Source organism: Nocardia bovistercoris, from assembly GCF_015674855.1.
In the GTDB taxonomy this organism is placed as follows: Bacteria; Actinomycetota; Actinomycetes; order Mycobacteriales; family Mycobacteriaceae; genus Nocardia; species Nocardia bovistercoris.
In genome coordinates, this window is sequence record NZ_JADMLG010000022.1 from 1 (window position 1) to 18,179 (window position 18,179).

Annotated in this window: 14 protein-coding genes; 8 read left to right on the forward strand and 6 right to left on the reverse strand. The window is 66.9% G+C overall.

Annotated features, from left to right (window positions below; all coding sequences use genetic code 11):
* Positions 1 to 255 precede the first annotated feature (255 nt).
* Positions 256 to 630, forward strand: coding sequence for a hypothetical protein (locus tag IT779_RS38320; protein ID WP_232541596.1), 375 nt, complete (start codon positions 256 to 258; stop codon positions 628 to 630).
* The gene (locus IT779_RS33435; RefSeq protein WP_196149132.1) at positions 630 to 836 is read left to right on the forward strand and encodes a hypothetical protein; all 207 of its coding nucleotides are present in this window, start codon (positions 630 to 632) and stop codon (positions 834 to 836) included. Before IT779_RS38320 ends, IT779_RS33435 begins: the two co-directional genes overlap by 1 nt.
* Before the next feature lie 163 nt (positions 837 to 999).
* Here IT779_RS33435 and IT779_RS33440 read toward each other — a convergent pair whose 3' ends face one another.
* Positions 1,000 to 1,935 carry a DNA-3-methyladenine glycosylase family protein gene (locus tag IT779_RS33440; RefSeq protein WP_332838746.1) on the reverse strand — a complete coding sequence of 312 codons (936 nt, stop codon included), beginning with the start codon at positions 1,933 to 1,935 and terminating at the stop codon, positions 1,000 to 1,002.
* Positions 1,936 to 2,354: 419 nt separating this feature from the next.
* Entirely contained in the window at positions 2,355 to 5,105 is a 2,751-nt protein-coding gene (locus IT779_RS33445) for an FAD-binding and (Fe-S)-binding domain-containing protein (protein WP_196149131.1), read from the reverse strand.
* An 85-nt stretch (positions 5,106 to 5,190) separates the two neighbouring features.
* On the opposite strand from IT779_RS33445, the gene IT779_RS33450 reads away from it, so the two are divergent.
* On the forward strand, positions 5,191 to 6,186 hold the full coding sequence (locus IT779_RS33450; RefSeq protein WP_196149130.1) for an acrylyl-CoA reductase family protein: 996 nt from the start codon (positions 5,191 to 5,193) through the stop codon (positions 6,184 to 6,186).
* Positions 6,187 to 6,228: 42 nt separating this feature from the next.
* On the opposite strand, the gene IT779_RS33455 is transcribed toward IT779_RS33450, so the two are convergent.
* Positions 6,229 to 8,109 (reverse strand): ABC transporter ATP-binding protein, encoded by a 1,881-nt coding sequence (locus IT779_RS33455; protein WP_196149129.1) that lies wholly within the window; start codon positions 8,107 to 8,109, stop codon positions 6,229 to 6,231.
* Between the two features lie 92 nt (positions 8,110 to 8,201).
* Positions 8,202 to 9,305, reverse strand: coding sequence for a DNA polymerase IV (locus IT779_RS33460; RefSeq protein WP_196149128.1), 1,104 nt, complete (start codon positions 9,303 to 9,305; stop codon positions 8,202 to 8,204).
* Between the two features lie 108 nt (positions 9,306 to 9,413).
* On the opposite strand from IT779_RS33460, the gene IT779_RS33465 reads away from it, so the two are divergent.
* Complete coding sequence (locus tag IT779_RS33465) at positions 9,414 to 9,995, forward strand: TetR/AcrR family transcriptional regulator (protein WP_196149127.1); 582 nt, start codon at positions 9,414 to 9,416, stop codon at positions 9,993 to 9,995.
* Entirely contained in the window at positions 9,995 to 10,423 is a 429-nt protein-coding gene (locus IT779_RS33470) for a PaaI family thioesterase (protein ID WP_196149126.1), read from the forward strand. The genes IT779_RS33465 and IT779_RS33470 overlap by 1 nt, the downstream gene beginning before the upstream one ends.
* Before the next feature lie 225 nt (positions 10,424 to 10,648).
* On the opposite strand, the gene lon is transcribed toward IT779_RS33470, so the two are convergent.
* Positions 10,649 to 12,988, reverse strand: a complete 2,340-nt coding sequence (gene lon / locus IT779_RS33475) for an endopeptidase La (RefSeq protein ID WP_232541654.1) — start codon at positions 12,986 to 12,988, stop codon at positions 10,649 to 10,651.
* Between the two features lie 315 nt (positions 12,989 to 13,303).
* Here lon and IT779_RS33480 point away from each other — a divergent pair, with 315 nt between their 5' ends.
* The 3 genes from IT779_RS33480 (at position 13,304) to IT779_RS33490 (ending at position 16,802) form a co-directional block, all read left to right on the forward strand.
* Entirely contained in the window at positions 13,304 to 14,584 is a 1,281-nt protein-coding gene (locus IT779_RS33480; protein ID WP_196149125.1) for an AAA family ATPase, read from the forward strand.
* Positions 14,581 to 15,246, forward strand: a complete 666-nt coding sequence (locus tag IT779_RS33485; RefSeq protein ID WP_196149124.1) for an RloB family protein — start codon at positions 14,581 to 14,583, stop codon at positions 15,244 to 15,246. Before IT779_RS33480 ends, IT779_RS33485 begins: the two co-directional genes overlap by 4 nt.
* A gap of 218 nt (positions 15,247 to 15,464) precedes the next feature.
* Complete coding sequence (locus tag IT779_RS33490) at positions 15,465 to 16,802, forward strand: lipase family protein (protein ID WP_196149187.1); 1,338 nt, start codon at positions 15,465 to 15,467, stop codon at positions 16,800 to 16,802.
* A 158-nt stretch (positions 16,803 to 16,960) separates the two neighbouring features.
* Here IT779_RS33490 and IT779_RS33495 read toward each other — a convergent pair whose 3' ends face one another.
* Positions 16,961 to 17,977: a phosphotransferase gene (locus IT779_RS33495; protein ID WP_196149186.1), complete on the reverse strand. Its 1,017-nt coding sequence runs from the start codon at positions 17,975 to 17,977 to the stop codon at positions 16,961 to 16,963.
* Between the last annotated feature and the right edge of the window lie 202 nt (positions 17,978 to 18,179).

Here is an 18,179-nt window from a genome sequence, read left to right on the forward strand (position 1 = left end):
GGATCCTTCATCCATTATGGGGAATCCTGCCCTCCCTTGTGGATGTTGTGCTGGGGATTCGCTCGAAAATGTTGTGAGATTCACCAACAGCGTTGCCGTGCCCATCCCGCAGTGGTGTGCTGGAAGTGTGCCCGGAGCCGAGCAGAGCGGTCCCCCTCCCCCCTGCGAAAACTCCGGGCACACACAGTATTCGATGGCGACTCCCCGCGGGGCGTCACGCACACCCTCGGGAATCGCACGCAGGAACGAGGAGTCATGGCTGTACATGTCATAGCGTCGTCGTTGATGACCAGCGATCTGACCCCGCACCGCGCGCGCAGCGTCGGACACGAGAACTGGGTGGTCTCTTTTCTACCCGGGCGCACACTCACGTGCGCACAGGCAGTCGCCGCCCTCAAGGTCGCCGAAGTCGTACCCGGCCTGCTCGACACCGTGGGTGAATTCGCGGAGGAGGTCGGACTCACCGCGCGCGAGGCGGTCGGCATGGCGATTCACCACGCTCCCTGGGACGACCGGCTACGCAGACACACCACACACCGGTCGAACAGGTTCACCACCGAGGCAGGGTTCACCGCCGAAGCTGTATTTTCCGCTGAAGCTGTATTTTCCGCCGACGCGGAGGTGGCCTGATGCAACTCCCCTATCCGAACATGCGCGTCGCCTCCCTGCTGAACTGCGCCTGCGATCCCGGCGTCCTCACCGACGAACAGGCCCACACCGCAATGCAATTGCACCTCGACTGCACCGTCGACCGCTGCCTGGTGCGCCGCCGGGCCCGCACGACACTGGTCGAAGCGGGCAAATGCGTCCTCGACGGTCGGGCACTGCAACCGTGATCCGCGAGTAGTGCTCCGATCACTTTCCGTGTCCGCGGGGATGAGCCCCCGACCCGCTCGCGAGGGCCGTGCAGGTTGCGCGGCCCACGGGTCGTCTGCGAGCGCCACACCTCCCTGAGTGGTAGTCAATAGACCTAGAACGACCGACCAGTCCGAAAACCGTTCAGTGCCAGGTGTGATCGGTCAGCGGGGTCCGAGGGCCGAATTTCGGTTTGTGCGCGTGACCGCTGATCTCCAACAGCCGGACCGCCCGATACCGATGCGGACGTAGCGGTTCGAGATATTCGACCATGGCGTCGTCATCGATGGGACGGCCGAGCAGCGTCCATCCGATGATCGCCGCGAGATGGTAATCACCCACCGAGAGCGCGTCGGCGTCACCGTGGACGCGCTGCGCGATCTCCGCGGCAGTCCACACCCCAATTCCGGGAACCGTGCGCAAACGTCGCGCCGCCTCGGCCGCATCGATCACCGCGGTCCGCTCCAGCGACTCCGCGACGCGGGCGGCGTGCACGATGGTCCGCGCGCGCTCGGGGCCGACATTGGCGCGGTGATAGGTCCACGATGGAATGCGCCGCCAGGCGTCCGCATCCGGCGCGAGCAGCAGACCCGACGGCGCGGGCCCCGGCGCGGGAGTCCCGAATTTCCGCACCAGCGCACGCCAGGAAGCCCGGGCCGATACGGTGTGCACCTTCTGCTCGAGCACCGCTGGAACGAGCGATTCGAATACTAGGCCGGTGCGCAGCATCCGCAGGCCGGGGAAACGGCGATGGGCATCGATGACTTTGGGGTGGCCGGGCATGAATCCCGTCAGATCCTCGTCGAGGCAGAGCATATGCGGGAGGCCGTCGAGGAATTCGGCCGCGCCGGGTCCCCAGGCGCGCGCGTCGACCGCGTGCGCACCCGCTTGGGTGAGGCGGTAGGTGACCGGGCCCGTCGCGAGTCGCGAGGCTCGCCAATGCGCGCCGTCCGGGGTCACCCGATAGCAGGGGTCGGCGGCGCCTCTACGCAGTGGGGCGAGGGTGGGGGCGAGATCGATCGGGCGGTCCGAGGTGACCGTGCGGGACAGTCCCGCGTCCTGGATCGTCGAGTCGCGCACCCGACCATTGTGCGCGACGGTCGCGGTGGCGAGGCGTCAGGGCTCGAACCCGTCTCACGAAACCGCTGACCAGGAGTTTTCCTGTGCGGAAACGGGTTCCTCGGACACCGACGGAACGTCCCGATACAGAGCGGTACCGCATCGTGTTCTCAGCCGGTGTAACACGTGAAATTCTCGTAGCGATATCAGATCGACTATTCCTTGAATCAGTAAATTATTGGCAATCTCCACGACGGAGGCACTATATGATCACCAATCTGCTGAATCTTCTGCTCAGTGTCTGGGGCGGCGTATTCGCGGGCAGCTCTGGGTATCAGATTCCGCCCGGCACCCTCCCTTCCGGCAGCTGAGATACTCTCACCACCGCCGCGGCGAACGCGGCAGGTATGTCGCGCTCGCGATTTCCGGACGAATCATGGTCATTCCCTGAGGAACTGAGCCAGATGGTAAGCGTCTCTGTGCGCGAGTTGTCGCACCTGAGTGCGGCACGAGAATCCGTCGGCCAGCACCAAAGCCGTCGGGTCCGTATCGCGAATACGGGCCAGAATTCCGTTTTCAGCGATGGCGACAGAAATATCGAAGTGTCCGGCCTGCATTCCGAAGTTACCTGCCAATCCGCAACACCCAGTGACTTCAATAACTTTTACTTGCATTCTGGCTAATATATGGCGATCGGCTTTCGAGTCGAGAACCGCGTGCTGGTGACAGTGCGGCTGCCACACCACCGATACCCCGGGACGCACCGGCGGCCGCCAGTCGGGTTCGGCGAGCAGGAACTCCGCGAGGGTCCGCACCGCCGCCGCGACCGGCGCGGACCGGGGATCCTCCGGAAGCAGTTCGGGCAGATCCGCGCGCAGCGCCGCCGTACACGATGGTTCGAGTCCGATCACCGTGCCGCCCGCGCCGACATGCGCGTCGAGCGCGTCGAGGGTCGCGCGCAGGCGGGCGCGCGCGCCGTCGAGTTGACCGGTGCTGATCCAGGTCAGACCGCAGCACACCCGATCCGGCGCGAACACCACGCGGTAGCCGAGCGATTCGAGGAGATCCACGGCGGCCGCGGCGATATCGGGATCGAAGGCGTCGGTGAAGGTGTCGACCCACAACATCACCGACTTACCGGAGGATCGCCCGCCCGTCCGCGCGCGACGGCGGAACGAACGCTCGGCGAGAACCGGAACCGCGCGGCGCGTATCCATGCCCGCGGCACGCAGTCCGAATCGGCGCAGCACCTCGACGCGGGCCAGCGCGTTGACCAGGCGCGGCATCCTGGTCGCGACCGCCAGCCAACGCGGCAGCCATCCGAGGGTGTAGTGGTCGATCGGCCGGAGCTTGCCGAGGTAGCGGCGGTAGAGCGTCTCCGACTTGTAGGTCGCCATATCCACGCCCGCCGGACAGTCCGAGCGACACGCCTTACAGGAAAGACACAGGTCGAGCGATTCCGCCACCGCGGGCGACGACCAGTCGACGGCCCCGCGCACCACCTCCTGCAGCACCCGCGCCCGACCTCGGGTGCTGTCCTTCTCGTCGGCGGTCGCGAGATAGGACGGGCACATGAAACCGCCCGTGGCACGACATTTCCCCACACCGACGCAACGGTGCACCGCGGTCGCGACATCGCCGTCGTCGTGCGGAAAAGCGAAGCCCGCGAGGGGGATCCGCGGCAAACCGGCCACACGCAGATCCGCGTCGATCGGACGCGGATCGACCAGCACGCCGGGGTTCAGAACATTGCCGGGATCGAACAGCGCCTTGTAACCCGCGAACGCGGCACGCGCTCGGGCGGAATACATGACCGCGAGCAGTTCCGACCGCGCGCGCCCGTCACCGTGTTCACCCGAGAGCGAACCACCATGGCGCACAACGAGTTCGGCGGCATCGAACAGAAAGGCGCGAAACCGGCGCGGCGCGTCGAGGATCGGGAGGTCGAGTCGCACGTGGATGCAGCCGTCACCGATGTGGCCGTACAGCAGCCCATCCACCCCGTGCTCGGCGGTGAGGTCGCCGAAGTCACGCAGGTAGTCGCCGAGATTCTCCGGCGGCACCGCCGCGTCCTCCCACCCTGGCCAAGCCGGGCTGCCATCGGGGGTGCGCCCCGCGAGCCCCGCGCCGTCGGCCCTGATCCGCCACAGCGCGGCTGCCTGCGCGGGGTCGGTCACGATACGCGAGTCCAGCGCACCGGCAGCACGGCAGAGCGCACGCGCCGACGCCTCCGCCTCGGCCGCACTCTCCCCCGCCGTCTCCACGAACAACCACCCCGCGCCGCGCGGTAGGTCGGGCACGGCGCCGCGCCGGTCACGCACCACATCGACCAGCCGCGCGTCGATCCCTTCCACCGCGATCGGCGCGCAGCCGAGTGCCGCGGCGACATCGTCGGCGGCCTCCGCCATGCCCGGATAGCCGAGCACCGTGAGCACCGTCGCCGCGGGCAACTCCGCCAGCCGCACCGTCGCCTCCAGCAGCACACCGCAAGTTCCCTCGCTGCCGACGAAGGATTTCGCCACCGCCGAACCACGCTCGGGCAGCAGATGTTCCAATCCGTAGCCGCTGGCCTGCCGGTCGAATCTCCCCAGTTCCGTACGCAGTACAGCGAGGTTGGCCCCGGTGAAATCGGCCAGGCCAGGCACCGAGCCGAGATCGTCGGCGAGGATCCGTTCGGCGCCGGTGCCGTCGAGTACGCGCAGCGACACCGTGTTGTCGGAGGTCCGCCCCCACGCCACCGCATGCGGTCCGCAGGCATTGTTGCCGATCATCCCGCCCAGAGTGCAGCGATTCTGGGTCGACGGATCGGGGCCGAACCGCAGCCCGTGCGCAGCCGCGACACCTTGCAGGCGCGACAACACCACCCCCGGCTGCACCCGCGCGATCCGACGCTCCGGATCGATATCGAGCACACGACGCAGATACCTACTGAAATCGAGCACGATGCCGGAACCGATGGCATTACCCGCCACCGAAGTGCCCGCACCACGCGCGGTAACGCCGAGTCCGTGTTCGCGCGCGAAGTCGAGGACCGCCGCGACATCGGCATCGGCACGCGGAAAGACGACGGCAGCCGGAAGCACCCGGTAATTCGAGGCATCCGAGGAATACTCCGCAAGCCGCCGCACGGACAGGTCGACCTCACCGTCGAGCCGCCCGCGCAACGCCGATACCAACCGGTCGTCGATCACCCTGCCAGCGTAAACGCGATCCCGCAGCACCAGGCCCAGCAGGCACGTCCCGCGGAGCTGAAGGCGACGCCAATAGACTCAACCCATGGATTTCTGGGCGATGGTGGCACACGAATCGGACAGCGGGATCGTCTTGACCAAGGAACGGGTGTCGGAGGATTTCCTCCCTCCCGCCGCGGTGACGATCAAAGTGCACTACTCGAGCGCGAACTACAAGGACGCCCTGGCGATCACCCCGGGCGGCGGTGTGGTCCGCAAGTACCCGATAGTTCCCGGTATCGACATAACCGGCGAGGTGGTCACCTCCGAGGACGACGATTTCACCCCCGGCGACCTGGTCGTAGCGCACGGCTACGACATCGGCGTCGCCCAGCACGGCGGTTTCGCCGAGTACGCGCGGGTCCCCGCCGAGTGGGTGGTGAAACTCGACGGCCTCAGCACCCGCGACGCCGCGATCATCGGCACCGCCGGTTTCACGGCCGCCCTGAGCGTGCAGACCTTGCTCGACCGGGAACTGACCCCGGAGACCGGCGCGATCCTGGTGACGGGAGCGACCGGCGGCGTCGGCAGCGTGGCCATCGATATCCTGTCCGGTCTCGGTTTCGAGGTGGTGGCCTCCACCGGCAAGTCCGACGCCGCCGACCGTCTCGCCGATATCGGCGCGAACGAGGTCATCGGCCGCCTACCGGAGGATCCGGACGCCAAGCCGCGCCCGCTGGGCCGCACCAGGTGGGCGGGCGCGGTGGACAGCGTCGGCGGCGCCTCCCTGGCCCACGTCCTGAGCGTGATCGGCTACGGCGGAACCGTGGCGGCCGGCGGCTTGACCGGCGGCACGGCCTTGCCGACCACGGTCATGCCCTTCATCCTGCGCGGCGTCGCCCTGATCGGCATCGATTCGGTGGCCCTCCCCATCGAGAAGCGCCGCGCTCTCTGGACCCGCCTCGCGAACGAATTCCGCCCGAGCCACCTGTCGACCCTCGAGAACTTCGCCCCCATCACCGAGGCCGAACCGGTCCTCCGCAGCCTCCAGAACGGAACCCATTCCGGCCGAACCATCTTCGGCGTGGCCGGCGAATTCTGACCCGAAAAGCGCGGCCTCGATCCGGCCGCGCTTTCCCGGATGTCACGCGGCGGCGGGTTCCGAAGCGTCGGCGAATTGGGTGCGGTAGAGCTCGGCGTAGCGGCCGTTGGCGGCGAGCAGGTCCGGGTGGGTGCCGCGTTCTATTATTCGGCCCTCTTCCATGACCAGGATCTGGTCGGCGGCGCGGACGGTGGAGAGGCGGTGGGCGATGACGAGTGCGGTGCGGCCGGACAGCGCCTCGGTGAGCGCTTCCTGCACGGCGGCTTCGGAGGTGGAGTCGAGGGACGCGGTCGCTTCGTCGAGGATGACCACTCTCGGCTGTTTCAGCAGGAGGCGGGCGATGGTGAGGCGTTGACGTTCACCGCCGGACAGCCGATAACCGCGTTCGCCGACCACGGTGTCGAGCCCGTCCTGCAGGGATTCGACGAGATCGCGTAAACGGGCGCGCAGCAACGCGTCCCACAGTTCCGGCTCGGTGGCTTCGGGGCGGGCGAGCAGCAGGTTGGCGCGGATGGTGTCGTGGAACAGGTGCCCGTCCTGGGTGACCAGGCCCACCGCGGCGCGCAGCGAAGGCGTGCTCAGTTCGCGCACGTCGACGCCGCTGAGGCGGACCGCGCCGGAGTCGACATCGTAGAGTCGCGAAACCAATTGGGCCACGGTGGATTTACCGGCACCGGAGGAACCGACGAGCGCGATCAGCTGACCCGGCTCGGCCCGCAACGACACCCCGTGCAGCACCTCGACCCCGCCGCGCGTATCCAGTGTCGACACATCCTCGAGCGAGGCCAGCGACACCTTGTCCGCGGACGGATACCCGAAACTCACCGCGTCCAATTCCACCGAGACCGGGCCTTCGGGCACCGCCACCGCGTCGGGCGCGTCCTCGATCAGCGGTTTCAGGTCGAGGATTTCGAAGACCCGCTCGAAACTCACCAGCGCCGACATGATTTCCATGCGCGCGCTCGCCAACGCCGTCAGCGGAGCGTAGAGCCTGGTCAGCAGTAGTGACAGCGCGACAACCGCACCCGCGTCCAACTGTCCGCGCAGCGCGTACCAGCCGCCGAGCCCGTAGACCAGCGCCACCGCGAGCGCCGAGACCAGGGTGAGCGAGGTGACGAACACGGTCTGCAACATGGCGGTGCGCACCCCGATATCGCGCACTCGTCGCGCCCGCGTGGCGAATTCGTCGGACTCCTGCGCGGGCCTGCCGAACAGTTTGACCAAAGTGGCCCCGGGCGCGGAGAACCGTTCGGTCATCTGGTTTCCCATGGCGGCGTTCAGACCGGCGGCTTCGCGCTGGATATCGGCCAGTCGGCGCCCCATCCGTCGCGCGGGAATCACGAAGACCGGCAACAGGATCAGGGCGAGCAAGGTGATCTGCCAGGAGATGGTGACCATCACCGCGAGCGTCAGCGCGAGGGTGACGAGATTGGCGACCACTCCGGACAAGGTGTCGCTGAAGGCTCGTTGCGCGCCGATCACATCGTTGTTGAGGCGGCTGACGAGCGCGCCGGTTCGGGTGCGGGTGAAGAAGGCGACCGGCATGCGCTGCACGTGGTCGAAGACCGCGGTGCGCAGGTCGAGGATCAGTCCTTCACCGATACGGGTTGACATCCACCGGATTGCCAGGCCGAGTCCGGCGTCTACCACGGCCAGGGCGCCGATAAGGGCGGCGAGGGTGACGACGACGCGCGGGGCGGAGCCGTCGACGATGTCGTTGACTACTCGGCCCGCGAGGACCGGTGTGGCCACCGCCAGCAGTGCCGACAGGACGCTGAACAGGAGGAACGAACCGATCCTCCGTCGGTGTGGGCCTGCGAAGCTCAGGATTCGGCGTGCGATGGCCAGGCGGAACGGGCGCTGTTCGCGCGGTGCGTTCGCTTGGCGATACATCTGGTTCCACGCCACGGATTCGATACTCACGTCCTGGTCCTCTCGCTCCCCGTCATTCAACCCCCGGACACCGACACTAAAACCTCAACCTAGGTCCAGGGCAAGTTGTATTCATCGGCGGGTTATTCGGGTAGTAGTTCGAGGCGTACGCCTAGTAGGCGTACTGGGCGGTCCAGGGGGAAGCGGGCTGTTACCGCGAGGGCGGTGTCGGCGATTTGGTCTACGTCGGTGGTCGGGGTGGGGAGTTTGCGTTGTTTGGTGCGGGTGAAGAAGGTGTTGGTGCGGACGGTTACCGAGACTCTGGTGCTGATGCGGCCTTCGGCGGCCATCTCTTCGGCGACCTCGCGGGCCAGGCGTGCTACCTGCGCGTCTATCTCGGTGCGGTCGGTCAGGTCTTTCGGGAAAGTTTCGGATTTGCTGCGGCCCACGGGGGTTCTCGGTTCGGTGGTTACTTCGGTGTCACCTTTGCCGTGGCCGAGGACCCGCAGGTAGGGGCCGGTATTCGGGCCGAATTCGGTGGCCAGACGCCCGCGGTCGGCGGTCATGAGGTCGGCTACGGTGTCGATGCCGAGTGTTGCCAGTCTGGCGGCGATGCGGGGGCCGATTCCCCAGAGAGCGCTGGTGGGGCGGTGGGCCATTACTTCGGTCCAGTTGGCGGCCGTCAGTCGGAACATGCCCGCAGTGGCCGCGACGGGGTCGGCGGGCGGTGCGGCGGATTTGCTCGCGGATTTGGCGAAGCCGGTGGCCAGTTTGGCGGTGAGTTTGTTGTCGCCTATGCCGATGGCGCAGGTCAGGTTCAATTCGGCGATGGCGGTGCGGATTTCGGTGGCGAGTTGTTCGGGGGCCGCGGTGTCGGCGGCCAGGAAGGCCTCGTCCCAACCCCAGACTTCGACTCGGCCGGGGAAGGTGCGCAACAGGGCCATGACTTCCTCGGATGCCTCCTCGTAGGTGGTCATGTCCAGCGGGAGGAATATGCCTTCGGGGCATTTGCGGTGTGCTGAACGCAGTGCCATTCCGGCGCGCACGCCGAAGGCGCGTGCGGGGTAGGACGCGCAGGTGACGACCTTGCGGGGCTCGGTGGGGTCGCCGTTGCCGCCGACGATCACGGGGAGGCCGCGCAGTTCGGGGTGGCGGCGGTACTCGACGGCGGCCTGGAACTGGTCGAGATCGATATGCAGCAGCCAGCGGGCGGCGGCGCCGTCCGGTTCGGGCGAAATCTCGGCCATCGGGGCACCTCCGCGCGCCACGTGTCGTGTTGCCCACACCCTCGCGCCCCATCGTAGGGATACGGGGAAGTCTTGCGTGCGACACCAGAACAGAACTAGATTCTGTTTGTGAAGATTCGAGATCGGTTGCTGCTCGCGGCGGAACGGCAGTTCGCCGAGCACGGCGCTCTCGACGCGACATTGACCCAGATCAGGGCGGCGGCGGGGGCCAGCGTCGGTGCGCTCTATCACCACTTTCCCGACAAATCCGATCTGTATCGGCAGGTGTGGGCGCATGCGCTCACCGACTATCAACAGCATTTCTGGGTGGTGGTCGGGCACAGCGCCTGCGCGCGCGAAGGCGTCACCGCGGGGGTGCGCGAACATCTGCGCTGGGTGGGGGAGAACCAGTACCGGGCGCGGATACTGCTCTCGGCGCGTCCGCCCGGAGTCCGCGACAGCGAAAGCAACCGGGCCTTCCTCGCCGACGTCTGGCGCTGGTGGCGCACCCACGCGAACTACGGCGCGGTGCGCGAGCTGCCCTTCGACCTGGTCTACGCGCTGTGGCTCGGACCGGCCCAGGAATACAGCAGGCAATGGCTCGCGGGCGACATGCGCGCCGCCCCGACCTCCGTCGCCGGAGAACTCGCCGAAGCCGCCTGGCTCACCCTCGGCGTCGCCACCGGAACACCAGGCACGAAAGGCACGTGATGACGACCACGACCATGGACATCGACTCCGCGCGGCAAGTGCTCGCCGCCCAGCCGTTCGCGCGTCTGGTCGGCACCGAGATCACCGAATTCGGCGGCGGCCGAGCTACTCTGGTGATCCCGGTGCGCGACGAACTGCGGCAGCAATTCGGTTTCGTGCACGGGGGTGTGCTGTCCTACGCCGCCGACAACGCCCTCACCTTCGCGGCGGGCACCGTACTCGGGCCCAATGTGCTGACCGGAGGGTTCACCGTCACCTATCTGCGGCCCGCGGCGGGCGATCGGCTGCGCGCCGAAGCCGTCGTCGCCGGGTCGACCCGCAGGCAGGCGGTGGTGAACTGCGAGATCTACGCGGAGAGTTCGGATGCGGAGCCGGTGCTGTGCGCGGTCGCCCAAGGGACCACGCGCGTCGTGGAGCGGGCGCTGTAGCCGAACCGTGCACGCACGAGGCCCGCGCTTCGTACCCGGACGCCGAACACCGTCGAGAGCGGTCACGGACGCCGACGGCGATACCGCGAGCGTGGTCGGCGGAACACCTGTTGTCGACCGGCATCTTGTTGTGCGCCCGAGTGACAGGACCCGAGAGGCCGGGCACGAAAGAATCCGTGCCGGCCTCTGGTTTCGGCCGATCAGACCGAAGCTCGCTCAGGCCGATTACGCCGAGGCCGCGAAAGCCCGACGATCCAGCGACGCCTCCGTCATCGGCTCGATGGCGTAGGCGAGGATGTCGGCCACGTCGGCGACGGGACGGACATCGAGGGCGGCCAGCACCTCGGCGGGGACCTCGTCCAGATCCGGTTCGTTGCGCGCCGGAATGAACACGGTCTTCAACCCGGCCCGCTGCGCGGCGAGCAGCTTCTGCTTCACGCCGCCGATCGGCAGCACCCGGCCGTTCAGCGTGACCTCACCGGTCATGCCGACATCGCCGCGCACCTGCCTGCCCAACGCCAGCGACACCAGCGCCGTAACCATCGTCACACCCGCGGAAGGGCCGTCCTTCGGGACCGCGCCCGCCGGGAAATGGATGTGGATGCCTCGGTCGAGCACCGACGGTTCGATGCCGATCTCTTCCAGGTGCGAGCGCACGTAGGTCAGCGCGATCTGCGCGGACTCCTTCATGACGTCGCCGAGTTGGCCGGTGAGGGTCAACGAGCGTTCGCCCTCGGCGGCGTTGGCCTCGATGTAGAGGACGTCGCCGCCTGCGCCCGTCACCGCGAGTCCGGTCGCGACGCCGGGCACCGAGGTGCGTTCCATCGAATCGGGGGTGAAGCGGGGTCGGCCGAGGTAGTCGGTCAGGTCGCCGAGTCCGATCGTCAGTGCGGTCGACGTGCCGATCTCCTCGACGCCGCCGTTGTAGCCGAGTTCGGTGTCGTAGCCGAGCGAGTCGGGTTCGGACAGTTTCGTCGCGGCCTTGCGCAGCGCCTTCGCGATCAGCCGTTCCATCTGCCGCACGCCCGCCTCGCGGGTGTAGTTCGCGGCGATCTCGCGCAGCGCCTCCTCGGTGATCGACACCTCGTCGGCGGTCAACGCGTTGCGGTCCAGCTGCCGTGGCACCAGGAAGTCGCGTGCGATGGCCACCTTGTCGGCCTCGGTGTAGCCGTCGACGGTGATGAGTTCCATCCGGTCGAGCAGCGGGCCGGGGATGGTTTCCATCACATTGGCGGTCGCGATGAAGAGCACGTCGGACAGGTCGAGATCCAGGTCGAGGTAGTGGTCGCGGAAGGTGTGGTTCTGCGCGGGATCCAGCACCTCGAGCAGGGCCGCCGCCGGGTCGCCGCGGAAATCGGAGCCGACCTTGTCGATCTCGTCGAGCAGGACGACCGGATTCATCGAACCCGCCTCCTTCATCGCGCGCACGATCCGACCCGGCAACGCGCCGACATACGTGCGGCGGTGCCCTCGGATCTCGGCCTCGTCGCGCACACCGCCGAGGGCGACGCGCACGAACTTCCGGCCGAGCGCACGCGCCACGGATTCACCGAGCGAGGTCTTGCCGACACCGGGCGGGCCGACCAACACAAGCACCGCGCCGGAACCGCGTCCGCCGACCACCTCCAACCCGCGCCGCGCGCGACGGGCACGCACGGCCAGGTACTCGACCATGCGGTCCTTGACCTCGTCCAGACCGTGATGATCCGCGTCGAGTACCGCGCGCGCCGCCGAGATATCGGTGCTGTCAGCGGTTTTCACCGTCCACGGCAGTTCGAGGACGGTGTCGAGCCAGGTGCGGATCCACCCCGATTCCGGGCTCTGATCGCTGGCGCGCTCCAACCTGCCGACCTCGCGCAACGCGGCCTCGCGCACGGTGTCGGGCAGGTCAGCGTCGGTCACGCGGGTCCGGTAGTCGTCGGCGCCGTCGGGCTCGTCCTCGCCGAGTTCCTTGCGAATCGCGTTGAGCTGCTGGCGCAGCAGGTATTCGCGCTGACTCTTCTCGAGTCCTTCGCGCACGTCGTCACTGATCTTCTCGGTGATCTCGGCTTCGGCGATATGCGCCTTCGTCCACTCGATGAGCGTGGTCAAACGCTGTGTGACATCCGGGGTTTCGAGCAGTTCACGTTTCTGGTCGGCGGTCAGGTACGGCGCGTAGCCCGCCGTGTCGGCGATGGCCGACGGATCGGTGAGCTGGTTGACCGCATCGATGACCTGCCACGCCTCGCGCCGTTGCAGCACCGAGACGACGAGTTTCTTGTATTCGGCGGCGAGTTCCCTGGTCCGGCCGTCGGGTTCGGGCGTCGCCACCACCTCGGCCTCAACCCACAGCGCGGCGCCGGGCCCGGTGACCCCGTGCCCGATCCGCGCCCGCCGCTCGGCTTTCAACACGGCCGCGGGCGCGCCACCGCGCATCCGACCGACTTGTTCGATGGTGGCGACGACGCCGTAGGCGGCATACCCTTCCGACAGCCGCGGCGCGAGCAGCACCGCCTCGGTCTTCGCGGCCCGCGCGGCGTCGATCGCCGCCTGCGCGGATTCATCCAGTTCGATGGGCACGACCATGCCCGGCAGCACGATCGGATCGGTCAGGAACAGCACCGGCAGATTCTGAGCTGTAGTCACGTTTCGACCCTTCCAAAACTTGAGCGATACCCACTCAACCCCCACCCCACCCCCGTTGTTCCCCCACCAACCCCACTTCGCTCACAGCGGAACCAACAAGGTCCGCAACAGCGCGAACCTGCTACCGGACGGCAGTCTCGCGCGGAGATCAAGGACAGAAGCGCTGTTGATCCAATCCCCGATCGAGCGCTGACAGAGTCGGATTTTGGTATCTTTTGGACGAAAACACCCATTTGAATGTAGTGAGGTGGCGCGATGCTCATCCGGTTCGAAGTGGAGAACTTCCGCTCGATCGTCGAGCCGGCGGAGTTGTCGATGGTCGCGGTGGACGACAGACCGGAGGTACGGATCCATCCGAAGTTCGGCGCTTCCCTGGTACCGGTCGCAGGCATCTTCGGTCCCAACGCCTCCGGGAAATCGAATGTGCTGGCGGCACTGGCCTGGCTGCGGTCAGCGGTGCGACATTCGTTGCGTGGATGGGACGACGAGATCCCGGTCGAACCATTCGCCTTCGGCGACCGGAAAAGCCAAGACTCTTCGTTCGCATTGGAGCTGGAGATCGGCGGGATCCGCTTCGAGTATCTCCTGGATGTCGGAAGGCATCGAGTCAGCTACGAGGCACTCTTCCACTATCCGGAAGGACGCAAGCGAAGGGTTTTCGAGCGCGAGGCGAACGAGCTCGTGCTCCAGCGCGGCCTCGGTGAGCTCGCGGGCACCCGAACGCTCCTCACCGACCGGTCACTCGCGCTGTCCATCATGCGACGCTTCGACGAGCCGACCACCTCGGCTTTCGCTCGAACCCTCCTTCGCATCACCGCGATGGGGCAACCTCTCAGCGGCCTGCGACGCAGTCCCGCCCGGACAATGCACTCGACGCTGCGCCTGTTCGATCCACCACGAGAGGGAGATTTCGACGACGCGCTGCCGGGTGAAACAGAGTTCGACGAGCAAGAATGGCAATCGACTCGCCGACACGCGATCGCATTGCTCCAGCTCGCCGATCTCGGCGTGGCAGATGTCGAAATCGAGGAAACCCGAATCGAATCCGAGCGAAGCGGTACCGTCACGCGACGAGTACCGCAACTTGTCCACGTCGCCGACAAAGAACGATTGCCGTTCGAGTATCAGCACGAGTCGGCCGGAACTCAAGCTTGGTTCGAACTGATCGGACCGGTGCTCATGGCACTGCGAAGCGGCGCGGTCATACTCTTCGATGAACTCGATGCCAGTTTGCACCCGACACTTACGGCTCGCCTCGTCGAACTATTCAAAGGCCACAAGTCCAACCCGCACGGCGCTCAACTCGTGTTCACCTCGCACGACACCAACCTCTTGAATCACCTCAACCGCGACGAGGTATGGCTGACTCAGAAGGAGTCGAACGGCTCGACACGCTTCGCCGCTCTCTCCGATTTCGCGGGCGAGCGAGTTCGCCGATCGGCGAACCTGGAGAGTGGCTATCTGAGCGGGCGCTTCGGTGCGCTGCCTGACGTGTCCCGCCTTGATGTCCTGCAAGATCTGGGACTGATCGGATGAGCGCGAAGGACCGGGGCAAGAAGGGGAAGCCCCTGAAGCGCAGAACCGAAACCAAACCGGTGCGAACCACCTTTCCGGTCTACGCGGAAGGAAAGTCGACCGAACCCGAGTACATCGACGCACTGAAACGGCTACCCGAGTTCACCGAAGCTGTGTCCGTGGATGTGTCGATCGAGGAAGCCGGGGCCACACCGATGCGCCTCGTGGAAAGCGCCTGCGCCGACAAGCGCCGCGCCGACCTCGACATCGATTTCTATTGGTGTGTATTCGATGTGGAATTCCCACAAAATCATCCCCACCTCGATCGGGCAAGGCAAATGGCGACGGACAATGGCGTCCGTTTGGCGATCAGCAACCCGTGCTTCGAGATCTGGCTGATCCTTCACCACTGTCGCCACGCAGGTCATATCTCGACCGATGGGGCAATACAGCTCCGACGTGAACTCGACGGATCAGATGGCAAACATCTCGACGGTCCCCTCTACATGAAACTCGCGGACGACGCTGTCCGCCACGCGCAGTCTCTCCGGGAGAAACACCGTAGGGATGGCACAGAGTTCCCGGACGACAACCCCTCATCCTCCGTGGACCTGTTCGTGACCCACCTTCGCCAGGAAGTACGGTCCGCGATGGAAAACCTGCGGACCGCCACACACCCGTAGGACGGCCATTCGACTACGAGAGTGTCGCTCACCGCACAGACCTGCACGGATACTTCGCTCACAGCGGATTTCGAACGATGTGAGTCGGGGGGTTCTCGCAAAATTTCGGTAACTAAGTTACTGTCTGGTAGTCGTTTGGTGACCCGTGTCATGTCTCGGGTCGCGGTGCGGCGTTGGACACACCGGCGATGGCGCCGGGGATCTCATGGGAGTTGCAGATGTACGGACAGCGCGGTCGGGGCCGATCGCTATGGGGACGTTGTGCCGCTTCATTCGCGGTCGCGGTGGCGGCGGCGTGCTTCACCGCGGCGGGCGGGGTCGGCGTCGGCGTGCCGGAGGCGGCGGCCGCGCCGGTCAGCAGCTTCTACACGCCGCCCGCGCAGATCCCATCGGCGCCGGGCTCGATCGTCAAGACCCAGCCGATGCCGCTGTACATCACGGCGCCGACATCGGCGGGTTGGCCGGGCAAGGCGCAGCTGGTCATGTACACGAGTCGACTACAGGACGGGTCGCCGGTCGCGGTCAGCGGCACGTTCATCGACGCGGCGGTGCCGTGGTCCGGTCCCGGTCCTCGGCCGACCGTCGTGATCGCCCCCGGTACCTCGGGCCAGGGTGACCAGTGCGCGATGTCGGTGGCGTTCTCCACGGGCCTCGCGCTGCTCACCGACCCGTCGCTCGGAATTTCGGCGAACCAGGAACTGCCCGCGTCGGCGGTGTGGAGCGCGCTCGGCGCGCGGGTCCTCGTCACCGACTACATCGGCCTCGGCACCCCCGGTATCCACACCTACGGCAACCGGATCGAATCCGGCCAAGCCGTGCTCGACGGCGTACGCGCCGCCAACGCGCTCGCCGGGGTCGGATCGGACACCCCGACGGTGCTGTGGGGCTACTCACAGGGCGGCGGCGCGACCGCGGCGGCCGTGGAGATGGCCCCCGACTACGCGCCCGAACTCAACCTCAAGGGCACCTGGGCCGGTGGGCCGACCGCCGATCTCGGCGCGATCACGCCGCGCATCGACGGCTCCCTCATCAGCGGCGCCATCGGCTTCGCCATCAACGCGCTGGCCGCTCGCTACCCCGCGATCAACGACTCCATCAGGAAGATCTCGAGCCCGTCCGGTATCGGGCTGCTGAACGAGTTGAGCACTTCGTGCATCGCCGACGTGATCATGAAACACCCGTTCATGCGCACGAATTCGATGACCATAGACGGCCGTTCGCTGAGCGAGCACATCGCGGAACTGCCCGAGGCCGTGGCCGCGCTGGACGAGATGAAGATCGGCAATCTGACCCCCGCGTCGCCGGTGCTCATCACCAGCGGTCGCAACGACGACGCGGTGCCGTACGGCCAAGCCCGTCAGCTCGCCTCCGACTGGTGCGCGAAGGGCGCGACGGTCACCTTCCGTACCAACGAACTGCCACCGATCCTGCCGGGCAGCGTGCTTCCCGGCCACTTCGGGCCGGAACTGATCGACGGGTTCGGTCCCGACAACGCCGTCACCTACTTGCTCGATCGCCTCGGTGACAAGCCCCTCACCGGCTGCACCATCGACTGATCGACGCACACGCGTGGCGGGCCGCACCGAAAGGTGTCGGCCCGCCATCGTCGTATCCGGGACGACCTTCTCCGAAGCCTCGCCGCTCCCGGAGCATCGCCCCTTCGGCGTGGCGATGCTCCGGGACAACGGCTGTCTCCCGCTCGGCCGCGGAAAATCTAGCGGGCGAGGTCGTGCAGCGCCGCGGCGGTTTCGAGGTCGGCGTAGGCGGCCGAGTAGCGGCGTGCGAGGGCGATAGCGATATCGGGACGCTGCCAGAGTTCGCCCGCACTCGCGGTGCACAGCCACAGCGTGAGGCCGTGCGCGACGGAAGCCCGGTAACCCTGGCGGATCTCCGCCCGCGTCGGTTTCTCCCCGGCGGGGAGTTCGAGGGCGTCGCGATAGTCGTCGAGGATGCGGTCTTCGGCGGCGCGACGGTCCTCGATCGTGAGCGCGCCCTGGAGGAAGTAGCCGAGATCGAGCGACCAGTGTCCGCGCCGAACCACCTGCCAGTCCAGGAATCCGACGTGGGTGTCGTCGATGAGGTAGGTGTTGCCGATATGAGCGTCGCCGTGCAGTAGGGTCTGCGGACCCGCGGTGAGGCTGCGAATGTAGGGCTTCCAGATGTCCTCGATCAGTTCGCCGATGGTGAGCGCGGTCACGGCGGGTGGCGCGTCCGGGCCGAGAGCCGCGATCGCCGCGGGTAAGGGGGCGATCTCCATCCCGTCCCATGGCCGGAACGGTTCGAGCCATTCGAGATCAGGCCGCTCGCGCAGGCGCGATCCCCAGAATCGGCTGTGCAGTCGCGCCAGCGCGCGCACGCCGTTCGCGGCCTGGTCGACGGTGAGCGGCCGGGTGGCGTCGCGCGGGTCGGCGTCGCGCAGCGTGAGGTCTTCCATGACCAGGAGGAAGTCCTCGGCGTCTTCGTCGATGAGCGCGGCGAACACGGCCGGGTGTTCGACGGGCAGTGGCACGCCGCTGCCGAAGAGTCGCGGTTCGTGGAACATGCCGCTGGTGAGTTTGATCAGTTCCTTGTGCGCGGGGTCGGCGGCCTTGACGAAGACCGACTCCGGACCCGGCGTCCCGTCGTAGGTGAGGGCGAGACGGGCGCGGCGGTTGGTGCCGTCGTCACGCAACGCGACCTCGATCGACGTCACTCGGACGCCGGGATGACGGTCTCCGAGGACGGTGGTCATCCATTCCGGAGTGATCTGGTCCCAGTCCGCTGGGATCGGCGAATGTTCGACAGCCACCGCGATTCCTTCGTTCGAATTCGGCTTCTCCAGATTTGAGAAGCAGATTCTCAACTTACTCGCGTAAGTGGTCGCCGTCCAGAGTGCGACACAGCCGTGGCGGCGCGCGCGGTCGGCCGTGCGATGATGCTGGTCGGGACGTAGC